The following is a 23,035-nucleotide window of genomic DNA, read 5'->3' on the forward strand; positions in this document are numbered from 1 at the left end:
GGCTCCTCGCTTGCGCTCCTCACACCTCAGGCAGCGGCCGTGGGGAGCGCACCCGTCACCTCAGCCTGCGGCGATGGGGGAGCGCACCCGTCCAGGTAGCGGCCATAGGGGAGCGCGCCCTTCGCAGCGGCGATGGGGGCGCACCCGTCACCTCAGGCAGCGGCGATGGGGGGAGCGCCCATCACGTCAGGCGGCGAGAGATCACGACGCACCCGTTGATAGGTCGCAGCTGCGTGAAACCTACCCCGCGTCGATCCCCGCGGTGAGGATGCTCGCGAGTTGGCGGTAGGCGGCGGCGTCGTCGAGTCCGGTGGCGGCCCAGACCTCGCGCCGTTGGATGCGGCTCATCATCGATGCGGCGAGGTCGGCGGCGAAGGCGGCGTCGACGTTGCGGAAGTCCCCGGCGGCGACACCGTCGGCGATCAGCTTCTGGACGCGCGTCGCGGCTGCGGCGGTGTTGAGTTCGTAGAGCGAGCGGGTGGGGGTGAAGGCGTCGAGGTCGCGCATGAACGCCTCGGACGCCGGTGCCAGCGCCTCGCCGACGGCGACCAGGTAGGCGATGACGCGCTCGCGGGGAGTCTCCGACGCCACGACCCTCGCCTCGACCTGCTCGGTCGCAGTGCGGAAGAAGTGGGTGACGGTCGCGGTGACCAGCTGTTCCTTGCTCGCCGCCAGGGTGTAGAGCGTCGACTTGGAGCAGCGCAGCTCGGCGGCGAGGTCGGCGATCGACAGGTGGGCGAAACCGTCGCGCAGGATCAGTTCGAGCAGGGCGTCGAACAGGGCGGCACGACGCCGCGTCGCGAACCCCTCGCGTGGCATAGGACTCCTCACCGATCACGTCAGCTGTACTGACCGCTGCCGGAATAGTACTGTGCAGAAGACTTGAGTACTAGTTCAGTTACCTGAGCTCTTCTACCTGGAGGTACCGATGCCGGTCGACCGCTTGCTCCCCAACGACGAGGCTCGCGACCTGATCGCCCTGGTCCGCGACATCGCCGACAAGAGGATGGCGCCGATCGCCAGCGAGTACGAGAAGGAGCGGAAGTACCCGGAGGGCTTGTTCGCCGAACTCGGCGAGGCCGGCCTGCTCGGCCTGCCGTACCCGACCGAGTGGGACGGCGGCGGGCAGTCGTATGAGGTCTACCTGCAGGTGCTCGAAGAGCTCGGTGCACGGTGGGCGTCGGTCGCGGTGGCCGTCAGCGTCCACGGCCTCGCCTGCCACCCGCTGTTCAACTTCGGTACCGAGGAGCAGAAGCAGTGCTGGCTCCCGGACCTGTTGAACGGCAAGCTGATCGGCGCGTACAGCCTGAGCGAACCGCAGGCCGGGTCCGATGCCGCTGCGCTCGCGTGCCGCGCGACCCCGACCGAGGGCGGTTACACGATGACCGGCTCCAAGGCGTGGATCACCCATGGCGGCATCGCCGACGTCTACAACGTCTTCGCGCGTACCGGCGAGGGCTCGAAGGGTATCTCCTGCCTCTTCGTCCCCCGCGACACCGAGGGTCTGACGTTCGGCAAGCCCGAGGACAAGATGGGTCTGCACGCGGTCCCGACCACCGGCGCGTCGTACGACAACGCCTTCATCGACGAGGATCGCCGCCTCGGCGCCGAGGGCCAGGGTCTGCAGATCGCCTTCTCCGCACTGGATTCCGGGCGCCTCGGCATCGCCGCGGTCGCGACCGGTCTGGCGCAGGCCGCTCTCGACGCGGCCGTCGACTACGCCCAGGAGCGAGCCGCGTTCGGCCGCAAGATCATCGACCACCAGGGTCTGTCGTTCGTGCTCGCCGACATGGCCGCTGCCGTCGACTCGGCACGTGCCACCTACCTCGACGCGGCGCGTCGACGTGATGCGGGCATGGAGTACTCGCGGGCCGCGGCGACCGCGAAGCTCGTCGCGACCGAAGCCGCCATGAAGGTCACCACCGACGCGGTGCAGGTCTTCGGCGGCTACGGCTACACCCGCGACTTCCCGGTCGAGCGCTACATGCGCGAGGCCAAGATCACGCAGATCTTCGAGGGGACCAACCAGATCCAGCGTCTCGTGATCGGGCGCGCGCTCGCGAAGTGACGTCTCGGCGGAACCCGGGCCCGCTGCAGAATCGCGACCTCCGCTCAGAAGCGCGGTTCCCGGCCTGCGCTCCTGAGACGAGGTGGCGATCCTGCGGGTGGCCGGGGCCGCCCGGCAAGCACGCGCTCATCGGTTCAGGTAGTAGAACGCGCGGCCGTCGAGTCGGCGGAAACGCGGCCCGCCGAGCTTGATGAGCAGCTTGAGGATTCCGGGCAGGCGGGCGAAGACGACTGCGCGGTCGGCGTCGGACAGGCCCTTGACCATCATCGGGCTCATCTTCAGCATTTCGCCCAGACCCGACTGCTTGGCCATCTTGGCCTCGAAGTCCTCCCAGTCGCGCATGGTCATCCGACGCTGGACGATGGCGACCGCCTCGGTCTCCTCGTGGGCTAGGTGATCGCCGAGGATCGGCTGGGCGCGGACGAGGGCGTCGGTCAGCTGGGCGCGGCTCTGCTCGTTCGGGTGCGCGGCCATCGCCGTGAAGCCGGCCGTGCACTCCTCCAGGATAGGGTCGATCAGATCATGCTCGGCGTCCATCGCCTCGAGCACTCGCTTCTCGGTCTCGTCGCAGCGTTCCTCGAGCAGCGGCCACAGTTCCAGATCCTCCCCGTTGTGGTGGTGGTGCAGGGCCGTGGCGAACATCGTCCACCGGTCGGCGAGGGCGCGCCAGGTTCCGGGGTCCTCGAGTTTGGTGCGCGGGACGGCTGCGGCGAAGTCGGCGAGGTCGCGCCGGAACGCGTGGTGGAGGACGTACATCATGAACGGGTCGAGCGGCCCCTCGGGCGCGGCGGCCTGACCGGGGAGGCGGAGCTGGATCGGGAACGCGGTGGCGGCGGGATGGGTCGTCATCGGGTGGGTCCTCATCTTCAAGGTCGGGGTCGGGCTGTCGACGACCACTGTCGGTCTGACCTCTTGCAGCGGACTTGAGGACGGCTTGCGAATCGGATTGCTGCAGGTCACCGCGGGTCCGGTGTCGGTCGGACAAATGGCTGTGGAGGCCCCGATAGGGTGGCTGACAAGTGGGACCGGTGGCGGCGGACGGCGCGACCGCGGTGGAGAAAGGCCGGCAACGGATGTTCATTTCGCCGACGACGCTCGACGAGAATGTGTGGGATTGGGTCGTCCAGAATCGGTCCGAGCCGTGGATCACGGTCGCCCAGGTGGTCACCACCTTCGGCAACACCCTGGTGGTCACCGCCCTGACCGTCCTGGCCGTGGTCGGCCTGGCCTACGCCGGCCGCCGCGTCGACGCCGTGTACGTCGCCCTCGGCACGATCCTCGGATACGTGCTGATGCAGAGCCTCAAGTTCGGGTTCGCGCGTAACCGCCCGCCCATCGAGGACCGGCTGCTGAACATCGACTCGTTCTCGTACCCGTCGGGACACGCGATGATGACGATGGTCGTCTTCGGTCTGTTCGCGGTCGTCGCCTACCGCTGCTTCGCGTGGGTGCGCGACCACCGATGGATTCTGCTGCTCGCACCCCTGATGTCGATCCTGGTGGGGCTCACCCGCATTCAGCTCGCGGTGCACTGGACGACGGATGTGGTGTCTGGCTGGATCTTCGGTGTGCTGTGGGTCGCGCTCTGCACGTGGGTATTGGTGCGCTACGAAACGCGGAGGCGTGCAGACATTCCGGCAGCAGACATGGGTTGATCGGCAGGATTCGTCTGCGCGAAGGATAGTCTCGCGATCGTGAACTGGGCTTGACTGGGTTGATGTCGTATCCGGGGCCGCCAGTCGATGGTGGTTCCGGCGCGCCCGGTCCCGACGAGTCGCCGACGACGATCCAACCCGCGCGTCCGACTGTGGTGCCCCGGTCATTCTCCGGATCCGTCCCGTCGCCAGCGCAGCACCCGTACCCGGGCCTGTATCCGAACGCGCCGACGGGCCCGCCGGGAATGGGCCCTCCCCGCATGGCGCCACCGGGGTACCCGATGGCCGGTCCGCCGCCGCGGCGGAACACCAAGGCGTATCTGATCATCGGGGTCGCGCTGGTCTGTGTGGTCGCGCTGGTCGTCGGCGGCGTCGTCTGGTGGAGGCTGTCGGCGTCCGACGACCCTGCTCTCCTCGACGGTCAGCTCGCCGCGTCGTACCCCATTGCGCCCGGCGCGGACTGGTCGATCACTGCGGAGTCGATGGGCGGGCAGAAGTTCAACTCGGTCATCCCGTCCGAGGGGCGCTACGGCACGGTCGGCGCGCTCACCGACGGCGAGACGCTTGTGACGATCGTCGGCGATCCGTACACCAGTGTCGGCAGTTCGCACTGGGCCGTGGGCGTCGACGCACGCACCGGCGAACGCTGGCGCTTCGGCGAGCCCGTGTCCACCTGTGCGGACACGATCGTCGACCACTCGATCGTCTGCCGCGACGCCGACACACTGCATTTCATCGACGTCCGGTCCGGCGCCGCACTCGCGACCGTACCGGCGCCACCCAATACCGGCAGTGTCGCCTACAACGGGGACGCGGCTTTCGTCGTCGAGTACGTGCCGGCAGCAGATTCGGTTGTGTTCCACAAGATCACCCGGGACGGTCCGCAGTGGTCACGGCCGATCGACAACCTCCCTGCGACGGCACCGGGCAGCGGTGACGCGTCGGCATTCACCGCAACCGAGACCGCTGTCGTGACCTCCGGGCTGCGGGTCGTCGGCGTCTCGGCCGACAACGGCGACCGCCTCGTCGCGAAGGCAGGTAGCAGCGAGATCGGCCGGTTCGACGACGGGACCCTCGTCCTCGAGACCGGCGACTCCGACGGCACGGCGGTGACGAACCGCAGGCTCGTGGTGCTGCGGCCCGACGGTACGACAACCGACTTCGCCGGGGAGAACGCGATCGTCCCGGAACTCGCGACGTCCGGCCAACGGAATCGCATGCTCGTCGACGGCCGGTACACCGACGTCCGGAACGGGACCTCGTCGTGGACTGCGGCAATACCGGAGGTCGATGTCTTCGGGTCGCGGGTGGTCCTCGCCGACGACCGCGAGGTGATCGTCTTCGACCGGTCCGACAGCGAGTACCTCGCCCTCGACACCGAGACCGGGAGGCTGTTGTGGCGTGCGCCCGCCGGCCGGAACAGCGCCGTCAGCGGCCATGCCGTCACCGACGGGGAACGGCTGATCACCCCGACGCCCGACGGCGGGATCGCCGCACTGGACCTGTACAGCGGATCGCCGGCCTGGTCGCTGCCGCCGAACGTGATCGGCAATTCCCGCACCGGTGACGAACCCGGCCCGGCACTCACCTTCGCCCTCGGCGACCGCTTGGTGACCCTCACCTCGACCACCATCACCGGGTTCGCCCCGACCGGGCCGCGGGCGATCGTGCCCGGCACCACCCGGGCCGGTAGCAGCGGATCCGGCGGTGGGGGAACGCAGTACGTGACACCGTGCGGTTCGCCGCCGGTCTTCACGCCGCAGTCGTTCCGGACCGCCGCAGGCGGCCTCGTCGTCACGATGAAGGTCACCGCGAAATGCCCCGACGGGGACGTCCTGTTCGGTCCGCAGACCCGCATCACCATCTCCGACGGCGGTGGTCTCGTCGCATCGGGCGGCTTCGATTTCCAGCGATCCCCGCTCGCCGTCCCGGCACCCGACGGCGGAGCTGCACTCAACCTGGAACTGACCTATCCGCCGGGTAGTTTCTTCCGACTGCCCGACACCTTGAACGACGCGAATGCAGCTGGCGGACAGTACCTCGTCGAGTGTGACCGGGGTTCGACGCCGGAGCGCGCCCCGGCGGTGTCCGCACCGGCGTCGGGCAGGTCGTCGGCGTCATCGGAGGCCACGGACACGGTCTTCCCGGCCGGCGCGGATGTCACCGCCGCCAGCGTCAGCGCGTTACGCCTGCAGGCCGACGCCGATCGCGCATTCATCCTGGCGAACCTGAACAACCGGTGGGTCGCGCAGCTCAGTTCCAAGCACGCAGGTCTCGTCGCCGACGGTCGTACCTGGACCGACCAGGCCATCCTCGACGAGTTCCTGGCACTTCGGCTGCGGTTCAACGATGTTCGCCTGCTGTGGAGCGACGAGTGGCCGGTGTTCTCCTATCAGGGCTGGTGGGTGACGGTCGCGGCGGCGACATTCCCGGGCCCGGTCGAGGCGAACAACTGGTGCCGAACGCAGGGATTCGACCCCGACCACTGCTTCGCCAAACTGGTGAGCACCACGGCCGGCCCGGAGGGCTCGACGCTGTACTGGAACTAGCCCCCGAACAGAGGGCTCCACGATACGGTCGGGGAATGGATTTCTCTCCGTCACCGCGGTCCGCCGAACTCACCGAGCGCGTGCGGGCGTTCGTCACCAACGAGATCGAACCCGTCGAACCCGAGATCCACCGGGACATCAAGGAGCGACGCGACGGGGACGGAAATCCGTGGACGCCCTCGCCGATCATCGCCGAGCTGCAGGCGAAGGCCCGATCCGAGGGTCTGTGGAACCTCTTCCTGCCGGCTGCGCATGCCGGCCGCTACGCCGCGGACTTCGGCACCGACGGGGGCGAGGGCCTATCGAACGTCGACTACGCGCCTGTCGCCGAGGCGATGGGATCGTCGGCGCTGTCGCCGGTCATCTTCAACTGCAATGCCCCCGACACCGGCAACATGGAGGTCCTGCTGCGCTACGGCTCCGAGGAGCAGCGCGAGCGCTGGCTGGAACCGTTGCTGCGCGCCGACATCCGCAGCGCCTTCTGTATGACCGAACCGGCCGTCGCATCGTCGGACGCCACCAACATGGCCGCGACCGCCGTCCTCGACGGCGACGACGTCGTCGTCAACGGCACCAAATGGTTCTCCACCGGCGTCGGACATCCCGACTGCAAGGTCCTGATCTTCATGGGCGTCACCGACGCCGAGGCCGACCGCAAATCGCGGCACACCATGGTGCTCATCCCGATCGACACACCCGGCGTCAAGGTCGACCGGATGCTCACCACCATGGGCTATTTCGACGAGCCGTTCGGCCACGGCGAGGTGTCGTTCACGGACGTGCGCGTCCCGGCGTCGAACATCCTCCTCGGCCCCGGCCGCGCCTTCGAGATCGCCCAGGGCAGGCTCGGTCCGGGACGCGTGCACCACTGCATGCGCGCCATCGGCCTGGCCGAGCGTGCGCTGGAACTCGGTGTGAAGCGCGCACTCTCGCGGGAGGCGTTCGGCAAACAACTGGCCCGGCTCGGTGGCAACAGCGAACGCATCGCCGACGCCCGCATCGCGATCAACCGCTCACGGCTGCTGGTCCACCACGCCGCGTGGCTGCTCGACCAGGGCATGTCGCGGGAGGCGTTGTCGGCGGTCAGCGAGATCAAGGTCGAGGTGCCCAACATGGCCCTCTCGGTCATCGACATGGCGATCCAGCTGCACGGCGGCGCCGGCATGACCGACGACTTCCCGCTCGCGCAAGCGTGGGTCGGGGCTCGCTCGCTCCGCCTGGCCGACGGCCCGGATGAGGTGCACCGCAACGTTGTTGCGCGTCTGGAACTCGGCAAGTACCGCTGACCGCGGTCCGTCCACACATCCACGAACGAGAAGGGTGAACTCCTCCAATGGCTGACCAGGTGACCGAGGCACGCGAGGTCCGGGAAGAGGACGCGTTCGACGTCGAGGCGGTGGCATCGTGGCTGCAGACCGCGGCACCGGATGTCGAGGGACTCGACGCGGTGCCCGAGGTCCGGCAATTCGCCGGTGGCGCTTCCAATCTCACCTTCCTGCTGCGGTATCCGACGCGGGATCTGATCCTGCGTCGGGCACCGCGCGGCACCAAGGCCCGCGGGGCGCATGACATGCGCCGCGAATACCGCATCCAGTCCGAGCTCGCCGGGGTGATCCGCTACATCGCACCGATGATCGCCTTCTGCGACGACGACTCGGTCCTCGGTGCCGACTTCTACGTGATGGGCCGCATCGACGGCGTCATCCCGCGCAAGGAGTGGCCGGCCGACGTCCCGCTCGACGCCGACCAGGCACGGCAGCTCTGCTTGAACTTCATCGACACCCTGGTAGAGGTGCATTCGGTCGACCCGTCGAAGACCGCGCTCGGTGACCTCGGCAAGGGGCTCGGTTACGTCCGCAGGCAGGTCGACGGCTGGACCACCCGATTCCGCAACGCGCACACCGACGACGTCCCCGACTTCGAGGAGGCGATGGCCTGGCTGGCCGAGAACCAGCCCGACGACGTCGCGAACTGCATCATCCACAACGACTTCAAGCTCGACAACGTGGTGCTGGACAAGGATGACCCGACCAAGGTCATCGGCATCCTCGACTGGGAGATGGCCACTCTCGGCGACCCCTTGATGGACCTCGCCGGCTCGATGGCGTACTGGATCCAGGCCGACGACACCGACGAACTGCAACTCATGCGCCGCGTCCCGACGAACATGCCCGGGATGATCACCCGCGCGGAGTTCGTCGAACGGTACTGCGAGAAAATGGGTTTCGAGATGTCACCCGAGAAGTGGCGCTGGTACGAGGCTTTCGGACTCTTCCGGGCCGTGGTCATCGCCCAGCAGATCTACTACCGCTTCTACCACGGGCAGACCACCAACAAGGACTTCGAGCGGTTGGGCTTCGCGGTGGGGATCATCGGAAAGCGGTTGAACGAGATCGTCGGCGGTTGAGACGGAGCGCCGTGATCGCGTCCCACGACGGATCGTGCGCCTCGTAACCGATGCTGCGCCCGGCATGAAGCCAGTGCCCCGGACCGGTGCTGCCTGCACGACCACCTCGCCCGTCGGGACCGGGAGCGAGTCCCTGGTGCCTTGAGTGGCCGCCTCCCATCGGACATCCGCTGTCCGGTCACCGACCCAGCGGCGGTGCTCTCTCAGCGGGTGAAGCAGTCGCGATTGCAAAGCGCAATGCTGGACGCGCGTGAGGCCGAAGCGGCGTCACATTTCCGAAACACGACAACAACAGTTTCGTCATCCCGGCCCGCCACGATCTCCGTGTGATCACAAAGAGTGAAGCCCGGCAGGTGGTATCACAGGGCACGGGTATTGCTGCGGCACCCACCCTCGCCGAGGGCGTGTATCAGCAGATCCGGCGCAACATCCTCGAGGGCCGGATCGCACCCGGAACGCGTGTCTCCATTCGGTCCCTCGCGGAGTCCGTCGGGGTGTCGACCATGCCGACCCGAGAAGCGCTGAAGCGCCTCGGTTTCGAGGGGCTCGTCGAGTTCGACCGACGGGCGGTCACCATCACGATGTTGTCCCCGGACGAGATCCGGGAACTGTTCACCATCAGATCGCGACTGGAGTGCCTGGCGACCGAATGGGCACTGCCCGCATTCGACGTCGAGGCGGCGGTCGCGCTGCGATCGGTGCTTGATCGCATGGCGGAGCCCGGTATCGGGCCCATCGTCTGGCGCGAGCTCAACCGCGAGTTCCACCAAACGTTCTACGCGTGCGGAACCAGCCGATATCTGCTCGAACTCATCCACAACATCTGGGACCGCATCCAGCCGTACATGGCGGTTTACGCCTCGGCTGTGCACGACTTCACCGAGGCCGACCGTCAGCATGCGCACATGTTGCAACTCATGCTCGCGGGCGACCTCGACGCACTGCTCGATGCCACCAGAGAACACCTGCACGACACCGCGGAAGCGATCATCCGCGCGCTGGACACGGGTGCCGACCACGAGGACCAGGAGAAGAACGTGAACTATGAAGAGCTCTCTGTCAGTTCATTCCACGGACTGATCGAATCCGGCGAGACCACGAGTGCGGAGGTCACCGCGTGGTACCTCCAGCGCATCGCTGAGCTCGACGACGCCGACAATCCCTCAGGGCCACAGCTCAACTCGGTGGTGACCGTCAATCCGGAAGCCATCGCGGAGGCCCGTCGGATCGATGAGAGGTATGCACGAACCGGTACCCTCGTCGGTCCGCTGCACGGCGTGCCGGTCCTGGTCAAGGATCAGGGCGAGACCAAAGGCATTCCCACGTCTTTCGGTTCCACGGCATTCGCGGATTACATTCCCGAGGTCGACGCCACCGTGGTCGATCGCCTGCGGAAGGCCGGCGCGGTGATCCTCGGCAAGACCGCGATGTGCGACTTCGCCGCGGGCTGGTTCTCGTTCTCCTCCCGCACCCAGCACACGAAGAATCCCTATGCGCTGGACCGGGAGACGGGCGGATCAAGCGCGGGCACTGCCGCCGCGGTGACCGCCAACCTTTGTTTGGTCGGCATCGGGGAGGACACGGGAGGATCGATCCGCCTACCCTCCTCGTTCACGAATCTCTTCGGCCTGCGTGTCACCACCGGACTCGTCCCACGAACCGGCTTCTCGCCGTTGCTGCATTTCCAGGACACACCAGGGCCCATGGCGCGCAATGTCGCTGACCTGGCGGCCATTCTGGACGTGATCGTCGGGTATGACCCGGCCGATGCCTACACCGCTATCGCGACCACCAGTTCGGACGTGGGTGACTACGTCGAGGCCGTCAGCGGCGTCGACGTCGACGCACTTCAGCACTTCCGAGTCGGTGTTCTTTCCGACGCCTTCGGTTCCGGCGACGATCAGGAGCGGACAAACGGAGTGGTGCGTGCAGCCCTGGACACGCTGCGCCGCCGGGGCGCGGGCGTGGTCGACGGCTTGGTCCTCGGTGACCTGCCGGCATGGGTGGCAGAGACATCGCTCTACACGATCCAGTCGAAGAGCGATCTCGAGAACTTCCTCGCCGCGAGGGATCACGGCGGGCCGTCGACAATCCGGGAGATCGTCGATGCGGGGGATTTTCACGAGCTCACCGACCTCCTCGCCGACATCGCCGACGGCCCGGACGATCCCGAAGACGATCCGAACTACTTCAAGGGCCGGGCGCGCCAAGAGGAATGGCGGCGCACACTGATCGCCATGATGGCGGAGGCCGACGTCGACTTCCTCGTCTACCCGACGGTCCAGGTGCCGGCACCGACCCGAGAGGAGCTCGCGGCCAAGAGGTGGACCGCGCTGGACTTCCCGACCAACACTGTCATCGCCTCGCAGACCTCACTGCCCGCCATGAGTATTCCCGTGGGGTTCACCGACAACGGTCTGCCGGTCGGCCTCGAGGTCCTGGGCCGGCCGCTCTCCGAACGTGCCCTCCTACGCTTCGCACGTGCCTGGGAGCTGGCCGAGTCACCCAGGCGCGCAGCTGCTCTGACGTCGGTCGCGAAGGCATGACGACGTGACCACCGTCGATCTCAACTGCGACCTCGGCGAGAGTTTCGGTGTCTACTCCTACGGGTCCGACTCCGAGATGATGCCGATGATCACCTCGGCCAACATCGCTTGCGGCGCGCACGGGGGTGACCCGGCAGTCATGCGAGGCAGTGTCGACCTCGCTCTCACCCACGGTGTGGCGATGGGAGCGCACGTCGGTCTGCCCGATCGGCTGGGTTTCGGTCGTCGAGAGATCCCGACCACCCCTCAGGAGGTATACGACCTCTGTCTGTACCAGGTGGGTGCGCTCGACGCCTTCATCCGAGTGCGGGGCGCCACGATGCAGCACGTGAAACTGCATGGTGCGCTGTACATGATGGCAAATCGCGATCGTGACCTCGCCCACGCTGTGTGTGCGGCGGTCACCGACCTCGACCCGACGCTGAAGGTCTACGCCCTTCCTCATTCGCATCTACACGCCGCGGCCATCGAAAGCGACTTGCCAACGGTCGTCGAGGTATTCGCGGACCGCCCCTACCGGGACGACGAAGTACAGATGTATGACCGAACCGCCGAGCTCATCGGCGGACCGCAGGAGGTCATCGCCCGCACCCTGGCGCAACTGTCCGCACTCGACGGAGCCGACAGCCGAACGGTGTGCGTGCACAGCGACACCCCGAACGCCCCGTTACTCCTCTCCGAACTACGCAACGCCCTCATCGACGCGGGCTTCTCGTTTCGATCACCACAACCGAGCAACCGCCCACCCGCATCCGTGGCCGACCGGTCAGCGCAGACCCCGAGAACTCTCGAACCGGCCGTGGCGGCGTCAACGATCAACTCAGAAAGAGCCTCATGACAATTCCTGCTTCCACAAATACCGGGCGCCCGTCCGAGGGGCCGTCCACCAGTACAGACCACGCCATCCATCTCGAATCCGAGTTCGAGGACGTGCCGGTCCCGGCTTCCCACCGTCGCTCCACGCTGTCGGTCTCCGCCGTCTGGTTCGGGTTCCCGATGGTGCTCACCGGTGCGATCTTCGGCGGCACCATCGCCTACGGCCTGGGATTCTGGAAGGGGTTGCTGGCGATCCTGCTCGGTAACGCAGTCCTGTTGGGTTACGTCGGCGCGCTCTCATACCTTGCGGGCCGAACCGGCAAGAATTTCGCCCTCAGCGCCGCAGAGACTTTCGGCCGCCACGGCTCGAAGATCGTGACGGCTTTCCTCGCGACCGTCGTGATCGGCTGGTTCGCCTTCCAAACCGGGCTCACCGGCGCAACCCTGAATGTCTCGCTGGGCTGGAACGAGACGTTGATCGTCCTTCTGGCCGGGTTGCTCTACATCGGTGTCACGTTCGTCGGCATCCGTGCCCTGACCCTGATCGGGATGATCGCGGCACCGCTGTTCATCGCGCTCGGCGTCGTGGCGATCGTCCTGGTGACGCGCGACCACGGGTTCGGGGCCATCACCTCCTACGATGGCGGCGCGCCGGACGCGACCGTGCTCTCGCTGGGGGCCGCGGTCACCATCGTGGTCGCCACCTTCATCGACTCCGGCACGATGACCGCAGACTTCACCCGTTGGTCTCGTAGCGGGAAGGCCGCAGTGATCGCGACTTTCAGTGCCTTCCCCGTCGCCAACTTCATCGCGATGACGACCGGCGCACTGATCGTGGCCGCCGGCGGTGCACTCAATCCCGCGACCGACGGCGGTGACTTCCTGCCGATCCTCGTCGACCACGGCGCGGTGCTCACCGTGCTCGCAGTGATCTTCGTTTTCGTCAACCTCGGGTCTGTGTGTGCCCACTGCCTGTACAACGGCGCGGTCGGTTGGAGCCAGCTCACCGGTTCCACGATGCGTGTGCTCACGCTCATCCTCGGCGCGATAGGACTCGTCATCGCCCTGGCCGGTGTCTGGAGCCACTTCTCGACGTGGCTGAATCTCCTGGGCATCTTCGTGCCGTCGATCGGTGCTGTGCTGATCGTCGACCAGTTGGTCACCCGCCGAGCGGCCGCACGGGAAGTGACCGGACTTCGCGCGCAACCGTTCGTCGCCTGGATCATCGGCGCCGCATGCGCCTATGCCGTACACCATTGGGCTCCGCAGCTCAGCGAGGCCGTCGCCGGAATGATCTGTGCAGCAGGGGTGTACATGATTCTCGAATTCATGCCGACGAACCGCATCGGCCGCTCGGGCGCCACGTCCCCGAGTGAGGGCACGACCGAGATCGAGGTTGCCCGATGACGCTTGCCACCGACCTCACCCGGATGTCGGCCGCCGACCTGGCCGCCGCCATCCGCTCGCGATCGGTCACTGCAGTCGAGGTGACCGAAGCCGCGCTCGGTCGCGTGAACGCGCTCGATGACCACCTCCACGCCTTTGTCGAACGCACGGACGCGGCCGCTATCGACCGGGCTGCAGCCGTCGACGAGGCCTTCGACCGTGGCGAGGACCCGGGGCCGCTTGCCGGCGTGCCGATCGCGGTGAAGGACCTCATCGCGACAGCGGGGGTCGTGACCCGCAGCGGGTCGATCGCCTACCAGGACTGGGTGCCCGACGAGGACGACATCGTCGTCGAACGCGTGAAGGCCGCCGGGGCGATCATCCTGGGCAAGACCACTGTTCCCGAATTCGGCTACAGCGGAGTCGGACACAATCCGGTTTCGCCGGCCGCGCGCAATCCGTGGAACCCGGATCTGACACCCGGCGGTTCGTCGGCGGGATCGGCGGTGGCAGTCGCGACCGGAATGGCGCCGCTCTCGCTCGGCAGCGACGGTGGCGGCTCCATCCGTATCCCGGCCTCATTGTGCGGTCTCGTCGGGTTCAAAGCCTCCATGGGGCGCGTCCCGTTGTACCCCGGCTGCCGCGACGAACGATTCCCCGGGGTATCGAGCTGGGAGACACTCGAACACATCGGTCCGATCACGCGGACGACCGCCGACGCGGCGCTGCTGATGTCGGTCATCGCAGGTCCGGACGCGCGTGATCGCCACTCCCTGCCCGCAGGTGATGTCGACTGGCTCGACTGTGTGTCCGAGGAATCGGTCGCCACCGCTGTCGAGGGTAAGACCATCGGCTACACCGCCGACTTCGGTCTGTTCCCCGTGGATCCCCGCGTCCGTGACGTCGTGGGGCGCGCCGTCGGTGTCTTCGCGGACCTGGGGGCGCGAGTCATCGAACTCGACCCGGCCCTCGACGACCCGACACCGCACTTCTGGCCTCTGGTCATGGCCGATTCCGACCTCGCCGGGATGCGGCAGATGGTCGCCGACCACGGCGGTCAGATGTCGCCTCACCTCGTCGAACTCCTCACCCGTCCGTGGTCGGCCGAGGAGCTGACCACCGCGCAGATGGGGCGCAAACGACTCGTCAACCAGATGTGGAAGCTCATGCAGGGCATCGACTTGCTGGTGACTCCGACCCTCTCGGTGCCTGCCTTCCCGATCGGCATGCAGGGGCCCGAGGTCATCGACGGGCAGATGGTCAGCGCGGGAAGTTGGATGGCCTTCCTCGGCATGTTCAACATGACCGGACAGCCGGCGGTGTCCGTGCCGGCCGGAGTCACGGACGACGGCTTGCCGATCGGCATGCAGATCGTCGGACCGCACCTCGACGACGGAACGACCCTGCGTGCTGCTGCCGCCTTCGAGGCAGCGCGCCCGTGGGCGCACCGGTGGCCCGACCCGGCCCCCGCGGCGACAAGTGAGGTCACATCGTGAGCGGACTCGACGGGCTGAATCCGTCACCGGGTGCACTCGTCCTCGGGCTCGTGCAAGCGCGTGTCCCGACGATCCGTGAGCCGGGCGATCTGAAGGAGACCGCCGAACGCCTGGCCGGTATGGTCCGCAACGCAAAGAAGGGCATGCCCTCGATCGATCTCGTCGTGATGCCGGAGTACAGCATCAACGGTCTCGATCCTGACACATGGCTCGACGACACCCTGTTGTGCGACCGGGACGGTCCGGAGATGTCGCTGCTGGCGGACGCCTGTCGTGAAGCCGGGGTCTGGGGTTGCTTCTCGATCATGGAGCGCAACCCTGCAGGGGCACCCTGGAATTCCGGGATCATCATCGACGACCAGGGTTGCGAGCGTCTCTACTACCGCAAGATGCATCCCTGGGTGCCTGCCGAACCGTGGGCTCCGGGCGACCTCGGCATCCCGGTCTGCGACGGTCCGTCCGGCTCGCGGCTCGCGCTGATCATCTGCCATGACGGGATGTTCCCGGAGATGGCGCGAGAGGCCGCGTACAAGGGCGCCAACGTGATCCTGCGGACGGCCGGATACACGTATCCGATCCAGCAATCATGGCGAATCACCAACCAGACCAACGCCTTTCACAACCTCGCGTACACCGCTTCGGTTGCGCTCGCGGGCCCTGACCAGAACAACATCTGGTCACAAGGAGAGGCGATGGTCTGCGATGTGGACGGGACGGTCCTCGTCTCCGGCGACGGAACTCCGGACCGGGTCGTCACCGCCGAGGTGGTGCCTTCGCGGGCGGACGACGCTCGTCGAACCTGGGGGGTGGAGAACAACATCTACCAACTGGGCCATCGCGGCTACACCGCCGTCGCCGGCGGCGCATCGGACTGCCCGTACACCTTCATGCGCGACCTGGTCGCGGGTGAGTATCGGGTGCCCTGGGAAAGCGAGGTCGCCCACGTGGACGGGAAGGCGGCGGGATGGGGCGCACCGGACACGGTGCGAGCCAGGTAACAGTCGCTACCCGGGTCGGTGAAGCGAAGTGTGATGCGACTCCAGCGGGCCGCCGGGCCTCACACCGGGCACTCCGGTGCGAACGACTCCAGCTGGATCGAGTGGTACGTCTGTGCCAGCCGTTCGCGGCGGTACTCGTGATACGCCATGGGCGTGAGCACGATTCGGCGGGGGAGCCGGCGCCACGCGGTCTGCAGCAGACGCTGGTAGATCCGGAACTCCCACTGCTCACGTCGCCCGAGGCGAACCGACGTCAGCTCCCGGACCCCGGGATGCATGACGCTGAACGAGCAGACCTTGACGACGTGGCCGGCCAGCGGGCGGATCATCAGCCAGGGCGGCGTGAGAGCGATGCGCACAAGTGGCGGCAGACCGATCGTCGGGAGGGGGAGACGGGTCAGTTGCTCGGTGACGGCGTCGAGGAACGGATTGGGCTGCAGACGTTCGTCGACCACGCTGTCGTACCAGCGGCGCGCATCGGCCAGCGTGGGCGGGAGCTGGGCCGACTTCCCCGGCAGCGAGAGGATGCCCAGCCGTTCGAGGGCGACCGCGTACGCGAGTTCCTCCTCCTCTGGCGAGAGCTCGATGCCGGTACACGCGGTGAACGTGTTGAGGTAGCCCATGATCGCGCTCATCGCGATCCAGTTCCACAGCGTGGGATCGAGTGCGCTGTACCGGGTTTCGGCGAAGTCGTCGCGTCCGGTGCCGCGGACCTCACGGTGCAGGAACTTCAACCGATCGGCGAACGTGTGGCGGGTCCGCTCGTCGCCCCAGAGCACGAGCTGCTCGGCGCTGAAGCTGCGGAGTCCACGGTCGACGAAGTTCTCGGCGAAGCGGCCGGTGCGGTCGACGGCCGCCGCCACCGGGACCAGCGCCACCTGGTCGAAGAACGAGGCGCCGAAGAAGCCGAACAGGACGCTGCCCAGATGCCACCGGAACTGCTCGACGGCGGGAGGCAGGTCGGCGAGGTCGACGGTGGGCGTCGGAGTGTCGGCGATGGACGCGTCCGGGTTCTCGGTGACGGTCATGAAACTCCAATGTTAGTGGTTCGGCCGAACACTAACATTGCAATGATGGCGGTGTGAAGACGCCGAGTGCGTCCCGGGCCGAGCGGACGGGGCAGAAGATCCTCGACGCGGCGATGTCGTCGTTGCTCGCGAAGGGGCTCAAGCGGACCTCGATCGAGGCGATCGCCGCGCTGGCCGGCGTGTCCCACATGACCGTCTACCGCCGCTGGCCGCACAAGGAGGATCTGTTCTCCGACCTGCTCTCGCGTGAGGCCGACAAGCTGTTCGCACACGTCGACCGGGAGCTCGCGGGAACAGGCGATCCGCAGAAGCGGCTCGTCGAGGGGTTCGCGGCGATCTTCTGGTCGTTCTACGACCACCCGCTACTGGCCCGCGAGTACGCCGCCGACCCGGCGACGACGCTGCGGGTGCTGACGGTGTCGTCGGCGCCGGTCTTCGATCGTGCCGTCGACTATCTGGCCGCCCGGGTGGCTGGTCTGATGACCGACGCCCCGATGGGTGACGACGAGGCGCGGCGGGTCGCCGAGGTCATGGTTCGCATCACACATTCGCTGCTGCTGACCACGCTCGAGACACGTCCGTTCACGACCCGCGACGAGGTGGCCGCGTGGGGACGCGAACACGTCGGGTGGCTTCTCTTCTCGGCGGAATGACGTGTTCGACGCCCCGTTCTAGTCCAGGCCCTCCTGCGCGCCGCGGGCCCCGCGGCGGACTCCCGCCCGCTGGACCAGCACGATCGTGGTGCCGAGCAGCCCGACGCCCAGCCCCACCAGACAGATCGTCAGGGCGTTGCCGCCGCCGAGATCGGTGATCGCGACGACCACCGTCGCGACCAGCCAGGCGACCATCCCGACCACGATCACCGGCTCGGGCGCACGCAGCGCGCGGGGCAGTTCGGGGACGTCGACTGTATCCGGCATGAGACAAAGAGTAGCTTTCGACAGGTGCCAAAAGATGTCCCGAGTGAGTCCCGCGATCTGACACCCGCCGACGACCCCGCTGACAACTCGTCCTCGAAGACGACCGACGCGGCCGACACGGGTGCTGCCGAAGCGCCACCCGAGGACACCGGACCCTCGACCACTCGGGGAGCGAGGACGGCGACGCCGAACGGCGCGATCGACCGCTTCTTCAAGATCTCCGAGCGCGGCTCGACGGTCAACCGCGAGCTCCGCGGCGGTCTCGTCAGCTTCTTCACGATGGCTTACATCGTGGTGCTGAACCCGATCATCATCGGCGGCATCCCCGGCGGCGACAAGAACGCCGACGTCTTGGGCAACGTGCTCCCGCTGGCACAGGTCGCGGCGGTGACCGCCCTCGTGGCGGGCGTCATGTCGATCCTGTTCGGCCTGGTCGCCAACTATCCGTTCGCCATCGCCGCGGGTCTCGGCATCAACAGCCTCCTCGCGGCGACGATCGCCCCTGAGGTCACCTGGCCGGAGGCGATGGGTCTCGTCGTCGTCGACGGCATCATCATCGTGCTGCTCGCCGTGACCGGTTTCCGCACGGCGGTGTTCAACGCGGTGCCGGCGGAACTCAAGGCGGCGATAGCCGCGGGCATCGGCGCCTTCATCGCCTTCGTGGGCTTCGTCGACGCCGGGTTCGTCAAGCGCATCCCTGACGCCGCGGGCACCACCGTGCCGGTGCAGCTCGGCGTCGACAATTCGATCGCGACCGTCCCGACCCTCATCTTCGCGCTCGGCGTTCTGATCATGGGCGTGCTCGTCGTCCGCAGGGTGCCCGGCGGCCTGTTGATCGGCATCGTCATCACCGCCGTCCTGTCGATCGTGCTGGAGCAGATCTTCGATTACGGCTCGAGCATGGACAATCCGTCGGGCTGGGGCCTGTCCGTCCCCGACATCCCCAAGGCGCTCGGCGGACTGCCCGACCTGAGCCTCGTCGGCGACGTCGACCTCTTCGGTGCGTTCACCCGCATCGGTGTCCTCGCCGCGTCGGTGTTCGTCTTCGCGCTCGTCCTCTCCAACTTCTTCGACGCCATGGGCACGATGACCGGCCTCGGCAAGGAAGCCGGCCTGACCGACGAGAAGGGCAACCTGCCGGGCATCGGCCGCGCGCTGGTCGTCGAGGGCAGCGGTGCGATCGCCGGCGGCGTCGCCTCCTCGTCGTCGAACACGGTCTTCGTCGAATCGGCCTCCGGTATCGCCGAGGGCGCGCGCACCGGTCTCGCCAATGTCGTCACCGGTGTCCTGTTCCTTGCCGCGATGTTCCTGACCCCGCTGTACGAGGTGATCCCGCTCGAGGCGGTCGCGCCCGCACTGGTCGTGGTCGGTGCGATGATGATCGGCCAGCTGCGCGACGTCGACTTCTCCCGCATGGACTACGCACTGCCTGCCTTCCTCACGCTCGTGACGATGCCGTTCACCTACTCGATCGCCAACGGCATCGGCGTGGGCTTCATCAGCTGGGTCGTCATGGCGACCGCGAGCGGCAAGGCACGCACCGTCCACCCCCTCCTGTGGCTGGTGGCCGCCGTCTTCGCCGCCTACTTCGCGCGGGGACCGATCTCCGACCTGATCGGCTAACGCGTGTAGTCAAAAATTGCGACCGGTTTGTCATCCAGCCGGGTCAATTTGCATTGCTTAAGGTTCGACGGCGATTTACATGCCTTACGCTGGGGCAATGCATTCGCCGTATGGTGACGACGGAAGTCTCTCCGGGGACTTGTCCCTCGCCGTGGTACGACTCGCGCGCCGTCTGAGAGGGCGTCGCGAGAACAAGTTGGTCTCGCTGACGCAGCTTTCGGCGCTGTACACGCTGCATCACGAAGGCCCGATGACACCCGGCGCCCTCGCCGCGGCCGAGCGGGTTCGCCCGCCGTCCATGACAAGGGTCATCGCGTCGCTGTCCGACCTCGGGATGATCAAACGTGAACCGCACCCGACCGACGGCCGACAGGCGATCGTGACGCTGTCGCCGTCCGGCGTCGAGGTCATCAAGGAAGAGCTGGCGGCACGTGAGGCTTGGCTGAGCGACCGTCTGCGCGAACTCACGCCCGGCGAACGGGACGCCCTCCGGGAGGGCGTGAGGATCTTCAACAAGATCCTCACCAAGCCCGACACCGAGATACCTCGACCCCGGGCGGTCTGATCGCTTCCTGAGGAGTCCCGGAGCCTGCGAATGGCTAGAAGAAGGTGCCGGAGAACGGTGCTCGATCGGTGGTGAAGGCCTGGTCCAGAGCTCGAAGCGTTGTCGGGGAGTCAACGCGGAGCCGGCCGGCCGCCGCAAATGCCGACGGGCGGGTACCGCCGAGGTAGATGCTCGACAGCACCGAGGTGTCCAAAGACACCGTCGGTGTCGCGGTCTCGGTCGCCGGGGCGACGATGGCGTCGCCACCGCGCGCTGACACCGTGAACACCCCTCCGCGACCGCGGAACTCGTCGGTGACCTCGATGACGACGTCGAGGTCGGCGGCGTACTTCCGCGACCCCAGTGCCGCCGGGATGTCGAGGATGCGCAGCCACATCTCGTCACGCAGGCCGGTGATCGACACTGCCCGGGCGTTGATGAGCTTGTGCCGCAACGGATCGTCGACCGGGATGGTCGCGGTGAGCGACGGGATCAGGTCGAGGCTGGTAAGCACCCGCCACAGGTCGGTGTGGGCGTCGTCGGTGACGGCGAAGACCTCGTTGACCTCGCCGCGGACGCCACCGTTCTCGTTCTTGTAGATGCGGTAACTGGCGTAACCGTCGTCGTGCAGCAGGTAGTGCAGTCCGCTCGCGGGCAGCGGGCGTTCCGACGGGCGGTCGGCGAGGATGGGTGCCCACCAGGCGGGGGTGCGGGTGAGTGCACCGGGAGTGGTGAGGGTCCAGCGCGCATGGAGATCGGGGACGGCCGCCGCGATCTCGGCGGGGTCGGCGAACCGCACGGTCGCGTCCTTCGGCTGGTCGCCGCGGAGCGGGGCCTGGCCGGGCGTGATCGACACGGTGTTGGAGAAGCAGGCCGGACCGAACCCGAAGCGCTCGTAGATGGTTCCCTCGCTCGCGGTGAGGATCGCGAACGTGTAGTTTTCGGCCTCCCACTGCTCGAAGAGTTCGGTCAGCATCGTGCGCAGGATTCCGCGACGACGATGCGTCGAGGCCACCGAGACCCATGACAGGCCGGCGGCGTCGGCGACACCCGCGCCGGGCAGCGACATCGACATCCGGTAGAACATCGACACCCCGACAAGGGGCTTCGACGGCAGACCGGTGTCGCGCACCAGGACGATGTCGTCGTCGGCGACTTTGCCGCGAAGGTCGGCGCGCTCGTCGTCGGGCAGCGGATTGCGCATCGCGAATGCGCGGGCATCCGTGGTGATGATGTCGTCCCAGTCGGCGTCGGTGGCGCGCTGGAGGGACAGACGTGACTGAGGTGTCGAGCCGCTGTTGGTCACGTCCTCAACGTTTTCACATCGCCGCGTCTCGGGCACTCATTGGGTCTTGTACTCCGGTGTCAACCTGCCGGCCGAGTAGGTCCGAGGCGTCAGCCGAGGACCGTATCGAGGTCACGGCGGTGCCGGGTGGCACACTGTTGCGGTGCCCGGGCTCGCAGTGGAAGTGATCGACATCGACGACCCGCAGGATCCCAGGGTCGAGGACTTCCGAGACCTCAACTCGGTGGACCGCCGACCCGACCTCCCGGTTCTGCCCGGTGGTCGGCCGGGGCGCGGCCTGGTGATCGCGGAGGGTGTGCTCGTCGCGCAGCGCATGATCGCGTCGCGATTCTCGGCCCACGCCTTCCTCGGCGTCGACAAGCGCCTCGAGGAACTCGACGACGATCTGCGCGACCCGTCGCTGTCGGGTGTCCCGTTCTTCCGGGCCTCGGCCGAGGTGATGGCCCAGATCGTCGGGTTCCACCTCAACCGCGGTGTACTCGCCGTCGCGCGACGGCCCGAGGTGCTGTCGGTGCGCGACATCCTGGAGACCGCGCGCACCGTCGCGATCCTCGAAGGCGTCAACGACCACGAGAACATCGGCTCGATCTTCCGTAATGCCGCCGGCCTCGGCGTCGACGCCGTCCTGTTCGGCCAGGGCTGCGCTGACCCGCTGTACCGGCGTTGCGTACGGGTTTCGATGGGTCACGCCCTGCTGGTGCCCTTCGCGAAGTTCGACGAGTGGCCGCGCGGACTGGACGAACTGCGTTCACGCGACTTCCGTCTCGTCTCGATGACCCCCGATCCCGACGCCGTGACGCTCGCCGTGGCGGTCGACGCGGAAAAGGTCGGGTTCCTCGTGGGCGCCGAGGGGCCGGGTCTCACCGCGTCGGCGATGGCGGCGACGGATGTGAAGGCCCGTATCCCGATGAGTCGCGGAACCGATTCGCTCAACGTCGCGACTGCCGCGGCCGTAGCGTTTTACGAACGCGTCCGGTCGGGCACGATGGGGGAGTGAACACCCCCGAACCGTTCGATCGGACCGCGGAGCCCACGCCCTGGGCACTCGGGATCATCGTGTCTTCGGTGTGTGCGCTCTTCGGCGCCTTCGTGCTCGTCGGGATCTACGAACTCATCGGCGGCATCCTCAAATTCCTCGGCATCGCGGCGGTGCTCATCGTCGCCGGCGGCCTCGGCTGGACTCTCTGGGAGTTCCGGTACCGCTACGTCTGGCGCTGGATCGTGTGGGGCCTTCTCATCGGCTTTCTCGCCGGGGTCACCTCATCGATCGCGCTGTTGATCATGGGCCGCTGACCGTTCTGCTCCCTGGCTAGTTAGCGGGCGGTGGTTCTGGTCCCTGAGTAGGGAGCGTGCCGGGCGGTGGTTCTTTGTCCCTGAGTAGGGAGCGTGCCGGGCGGTGGTTCTTTGTCCCTGAGTAGGGAGCGTGCCGGGCGGTGGTTCTGGTCCCTGAGTAGGGAGCGTGCCGGGCGGTGGTTCTGGTCCCTGAGTAGGGAGCGTGCCGGGCGGTGGTTCTGCTCCCTGAGTAGCGAGCCTGCGAGCGTATCGAAGGGACAACCGCCAACGTCCAATACCAGATGGCACCGACAACCCCGGCGATGGCGATGGTTTCGGCAATCATTGCGCAGCAACAAGTTTCGGAGTACAGTCGAACATATATTCGACCAACGTTTCCGGGGGTGGCAGTCTTGACCAA

20 protein-coding genes are annotated in these 23,035 nt (G+C 67.2%); 15 read left to right on the forward strand and 5 right to left on the reverse strand.

Features of this window, described 5'->3' with window-relative positions; translation table 11 throughout:
• Positions 1-240: 240 nt before the first annotated feature.
• Positions 241-819 carry a TetR/AcrR family transcriptional regulator gene (locus GONAM_RS18785; RefSeq protein ID WP_006868338.1) on the reverse strand — a complete coding sequence of 193 codons (579 nt, stop codon included), beginning with the start codon at positions 817-819 and terminating at the stop codon, positions 241-243.
• A 109-nt stretch (positions 820-928) separates the two neighbouring features.
• On the opposite strand from GONAM_RS18785, the gene GONAM_RS18790 reads away from it, so the two are divergent.
• On the forward strand, positions 929-2,068 hold the full coding sequence (locus GONAM_RS18790) for an acyl-CoA dehydrogenase family protein (RefSeq protein ID WP_006868339.1): 1,140 nt from the start codon (positions 929-931) through the stop codon (positions 2,066-2,068).
• A 126-nt stretch (positions 2,069-2,194) separates the two neighbouring features.
• Here GONAM_RS18790 and GONAM_RS18795 read toward each other — a convergent pair whose 3' ends face one another.
• Entirely contained in the window at positions 2,195-2,917 is a 723-nt protein-coding gene (locus GONAM_RS18795; RefSeq protein ID WP_006868340.1) for a hemerythrin domain-containing protein, read from the reverse strand.
• 224 nt (positions 2,918-3,141) lie between these two features.
• Between GONAM_RS18795 and GONAM_RS18800 the strand changes: the two genes are divergently transcribed.
• The 9 genes from GONAM_RS18800 to GONAM_RS18840 all read left to right on the forward strand — a co-directional run bounded on the left by GONAM_RS18800 (position 3,142) and on the right by GONAM_RS18840 (position 15,921).
• Positions 3,142-3,723 (forward strand): phosphatase PAP2 family protein, encoded by a 582-nt coding sequence (locus tag GONAM_RS18800; RefSeq protein ID WP_040536947.1) that lies wholly within the window; start codon positions 3,142-3,144, stop codon positions 3,721-3,723.
• Positions 3,724-3,983: 260 nt separating this feature from the next.
• On the forward strand, positions 3,984-6,272 hold the full coding sequence (locus GONAM_RS18805) for an outer membrane protein assembly factor BamB family protein (RefSeq protein WP_006868342.1): 2,289 nt from the start codon (positions 3,984-3,986) through the stop codon (positions 6,270-6,272).
• A 35-nt stretch (positions 6,273-6,307) separates the two neighbouring features.
• The gene (locus tag GONAM_RS18810; RefSeq protein WP_040536946.1) at positions 6,308-7,558 is read left to right on the forward strand and encodes an acyl-CoA dehydrogenase family protein; all 1,251 of its coding nucleotides are present in this window, start codon (positions 6,308-6,310) and stop codon (positions 7,556-7,558) included.
• A gap of 47 nt (positions 7,559-7,605) precedes the next feature.
• On the forward strand, positions 7,606-8,679 hold the full coding sequence (locus GONAM_RS18815; RefSeq protein ID WP_006868344.1) for a phosphotransferase family protein: 1,074 nt from the start codon (positions 7,606-7,608) through the stop codon (positions 8,677-8,679).
• A 326-nt stretch (positions 8,680-9,005) separates the two neighbouring features.
• The gene (locus tag GONAM_RS18820; protein WP_174310975.1) at positions 9,006-11,225 is read left to right on the forward strand and encodes an amidase family protein; all 2,220 of its coding nucleotides are present in this window, start codon (positions 9,006-9,008) and stop codon (positions 11,223-11,225) included.
• A 4-nt stretch (positions 11,226-11,229) separates the two neighbouring features.
• A complete protein-coding gene (locus tag GONAM_RS18825; RefSeq protein ID WP_006868346.1) occupies positions 11,230-12,063 on the forward strand; it encodes a 5-oxoprolinase subunit PxpA in 834 nt (277 codons plus the stop codon).
• Complete coding sequence (locus tag GONAM_RS18830; RefSeq protein ID WP_006868348.1) at positions 12,060-13,448, forward strand: cytosine permease; 1,389 nt, start codon at positions 12,060-12,062, stop codon at positions 13,446-13,448. The genes GONAM_RS18825 and GONAM_RS18830 overlap by 4 nt, the downstream gene beginning before the upstream one ends.
• Entirely contained in the window at positions 13,445-14,923 is a 1,479-nt protein-coding gene (locus GONAM_RS18835) for an amidase (RefSeq protein WP_006868349.1), read from the forward strand. The genes GONAM_RS18830 and GONAM_RS18835 overlap by 4 nt, the downstream gene beginning before the upstream one ends.
• The gene (locus tag GONAM_RS18840; protein WP_006360666.1) at positions 14,920-15,921 is read left to right on the forward strand and encodes a formamidase; all 1,002 of its coding nucleotides are present in this window, start codon (positions 14,920-14,922) and stop codon (positions 15,919-15,921) included. The genes GONAM_RS18835 and GONAM_RS18840 overlap by 4 nt, the downstream gene beginning before the upstream one ends.
• A gap of 59 nt (positions 15,922-15,980) precedes the next feature.
• Here the strand turns inward: GONAM_RS18840 and GONAM_RS18845 are convergent, their stop codons facing one another.
• Positions 15,981-16,949, reverse strand: coding sequence for an oxygenase MpaB family protein (locus tag GONAM_RS18845; protein WP_006868350.1), 969 nt, complete (start codon positions 16,947-16,949; stop codon positions 15,981-15,983).
• Between the two features lie 53 nt (positions 16,950-17,002).
• Here GONAM_RS18845 and GONAM_RS18850 point away from each other — a divergent pair, with 53 nt between their 5' ends.
• Positions 17,003-17,602 carry a TetR/AcrR family transcriptional regulator gene (locus GONAM_RS18850; protein WP_006868351.1) on the forward strand — a complete coding sequence of 200 codons (600 nt, stop codon included), beginning with the start codon at positions 17,003-17,005 and terminating at the stop codon, positions 17,600-17,602.
• Positions 17,603-17,620: 18 nt separating this feature from the next.
• Here the strand turns inward: GONAM_RS18850 and GONAM_RS18855 are convergent, their stop codons facing one another.
• The gene (locus GONAM_RS18855; RefSeq protein WP_006868352.1) at positions 17,621-17,869 is read right to left on the reverse strand and encodes a DUF2530 domain-containing protein; all 249 of its coding nucleotides are present in this window, start codon (positions 17,867-17,869) and stop codon (positions 17,621-17,623) included.
• Between the two features lie 24 nt (positions 17,870-17,893).
• Here GONAM_RS18855 and GONAM_RS18860 point away from each other — a divergent pair, with 24 nt between their 5' ends.
• Entirely contained in the window at positions 17,894-19,492 is a 1,599-nt protein-coding gene (locus GONAM_RS18860) for an NCS2 family permease (protein ID WP_006868353.1), read from the forward strand.
• Between the two features lie 97 nt (positions 19,493-19,589).
• Positions 19,590-20,057, forward strand: coding sequence for a MarR family winged helix-turn-helix transcriptional regulator (locus GONAM_RS18865; protein WP_006868354.1), 468 nt, complete (start codon positions 19,590-19,592; stop codon positions 20,055-20,057).
• 34 nt (positions 20,058-20,091) lie between these two features.
• On the opposite strand, the gene GONAM_RS18870 is transcribed toward GONAM_RS18865, so the two are convergent.
• Positions 20,092-21,342 carry a GNAT family N-acetyltransferase gene (locus GONAM_RS18870; RefSeq protein WP_006868355.1) on the reverse strand — a complete coding sequence of 417 codons (1,251 nt, stop codon included), beginning with the start codon at positions 21,340-21,342 and terminating at the stop codon, positions 20,092-20,094.
• A 142-nt stretch (positions 21,343-21,484) separates the two neighbouring features.
• Between GONAM_RS18870 and GONAM_RS18875 the strand changes: the two genes are divergently transcribed.
• Positions 21,485-22,339, forward strand: coding sequence for a TrmH family RNA methyltransferase (locus GONAM_RS18875; protein ID WP_006868356.1), 855 nt, complete (start codon positions 21,485-21,487; stop codon positions 22,337-22,339).
• Complete coding sequence (locus tag GONAM_RS18880) at positions 22,336-22,635, forward strand: DUF2537 domain-containing protein (RefSeq protein ID WP_006868357.1); 300 nt, start codon at positions 22,336-22,338, stop codon at positions 22,633-22,635. Before GONAM_RS18875 ends, GONAM_RS18880 begins: the two co-directional genes overlap by 4 nt.
• Positions 22,636-23,035 lie beyond the last annotated feature (400 nt).

This window comes from Gordonia namibiensis NBRC 108229 (assembly GCF_000298235.1).
Taxonomy (GTDB): domain Bacteria; phylum Actinomycetota; class Actinomycetes; order Mycobacteriales; family Mycobacteriaceae; genus Gordonia; species Gordonia namibiensis.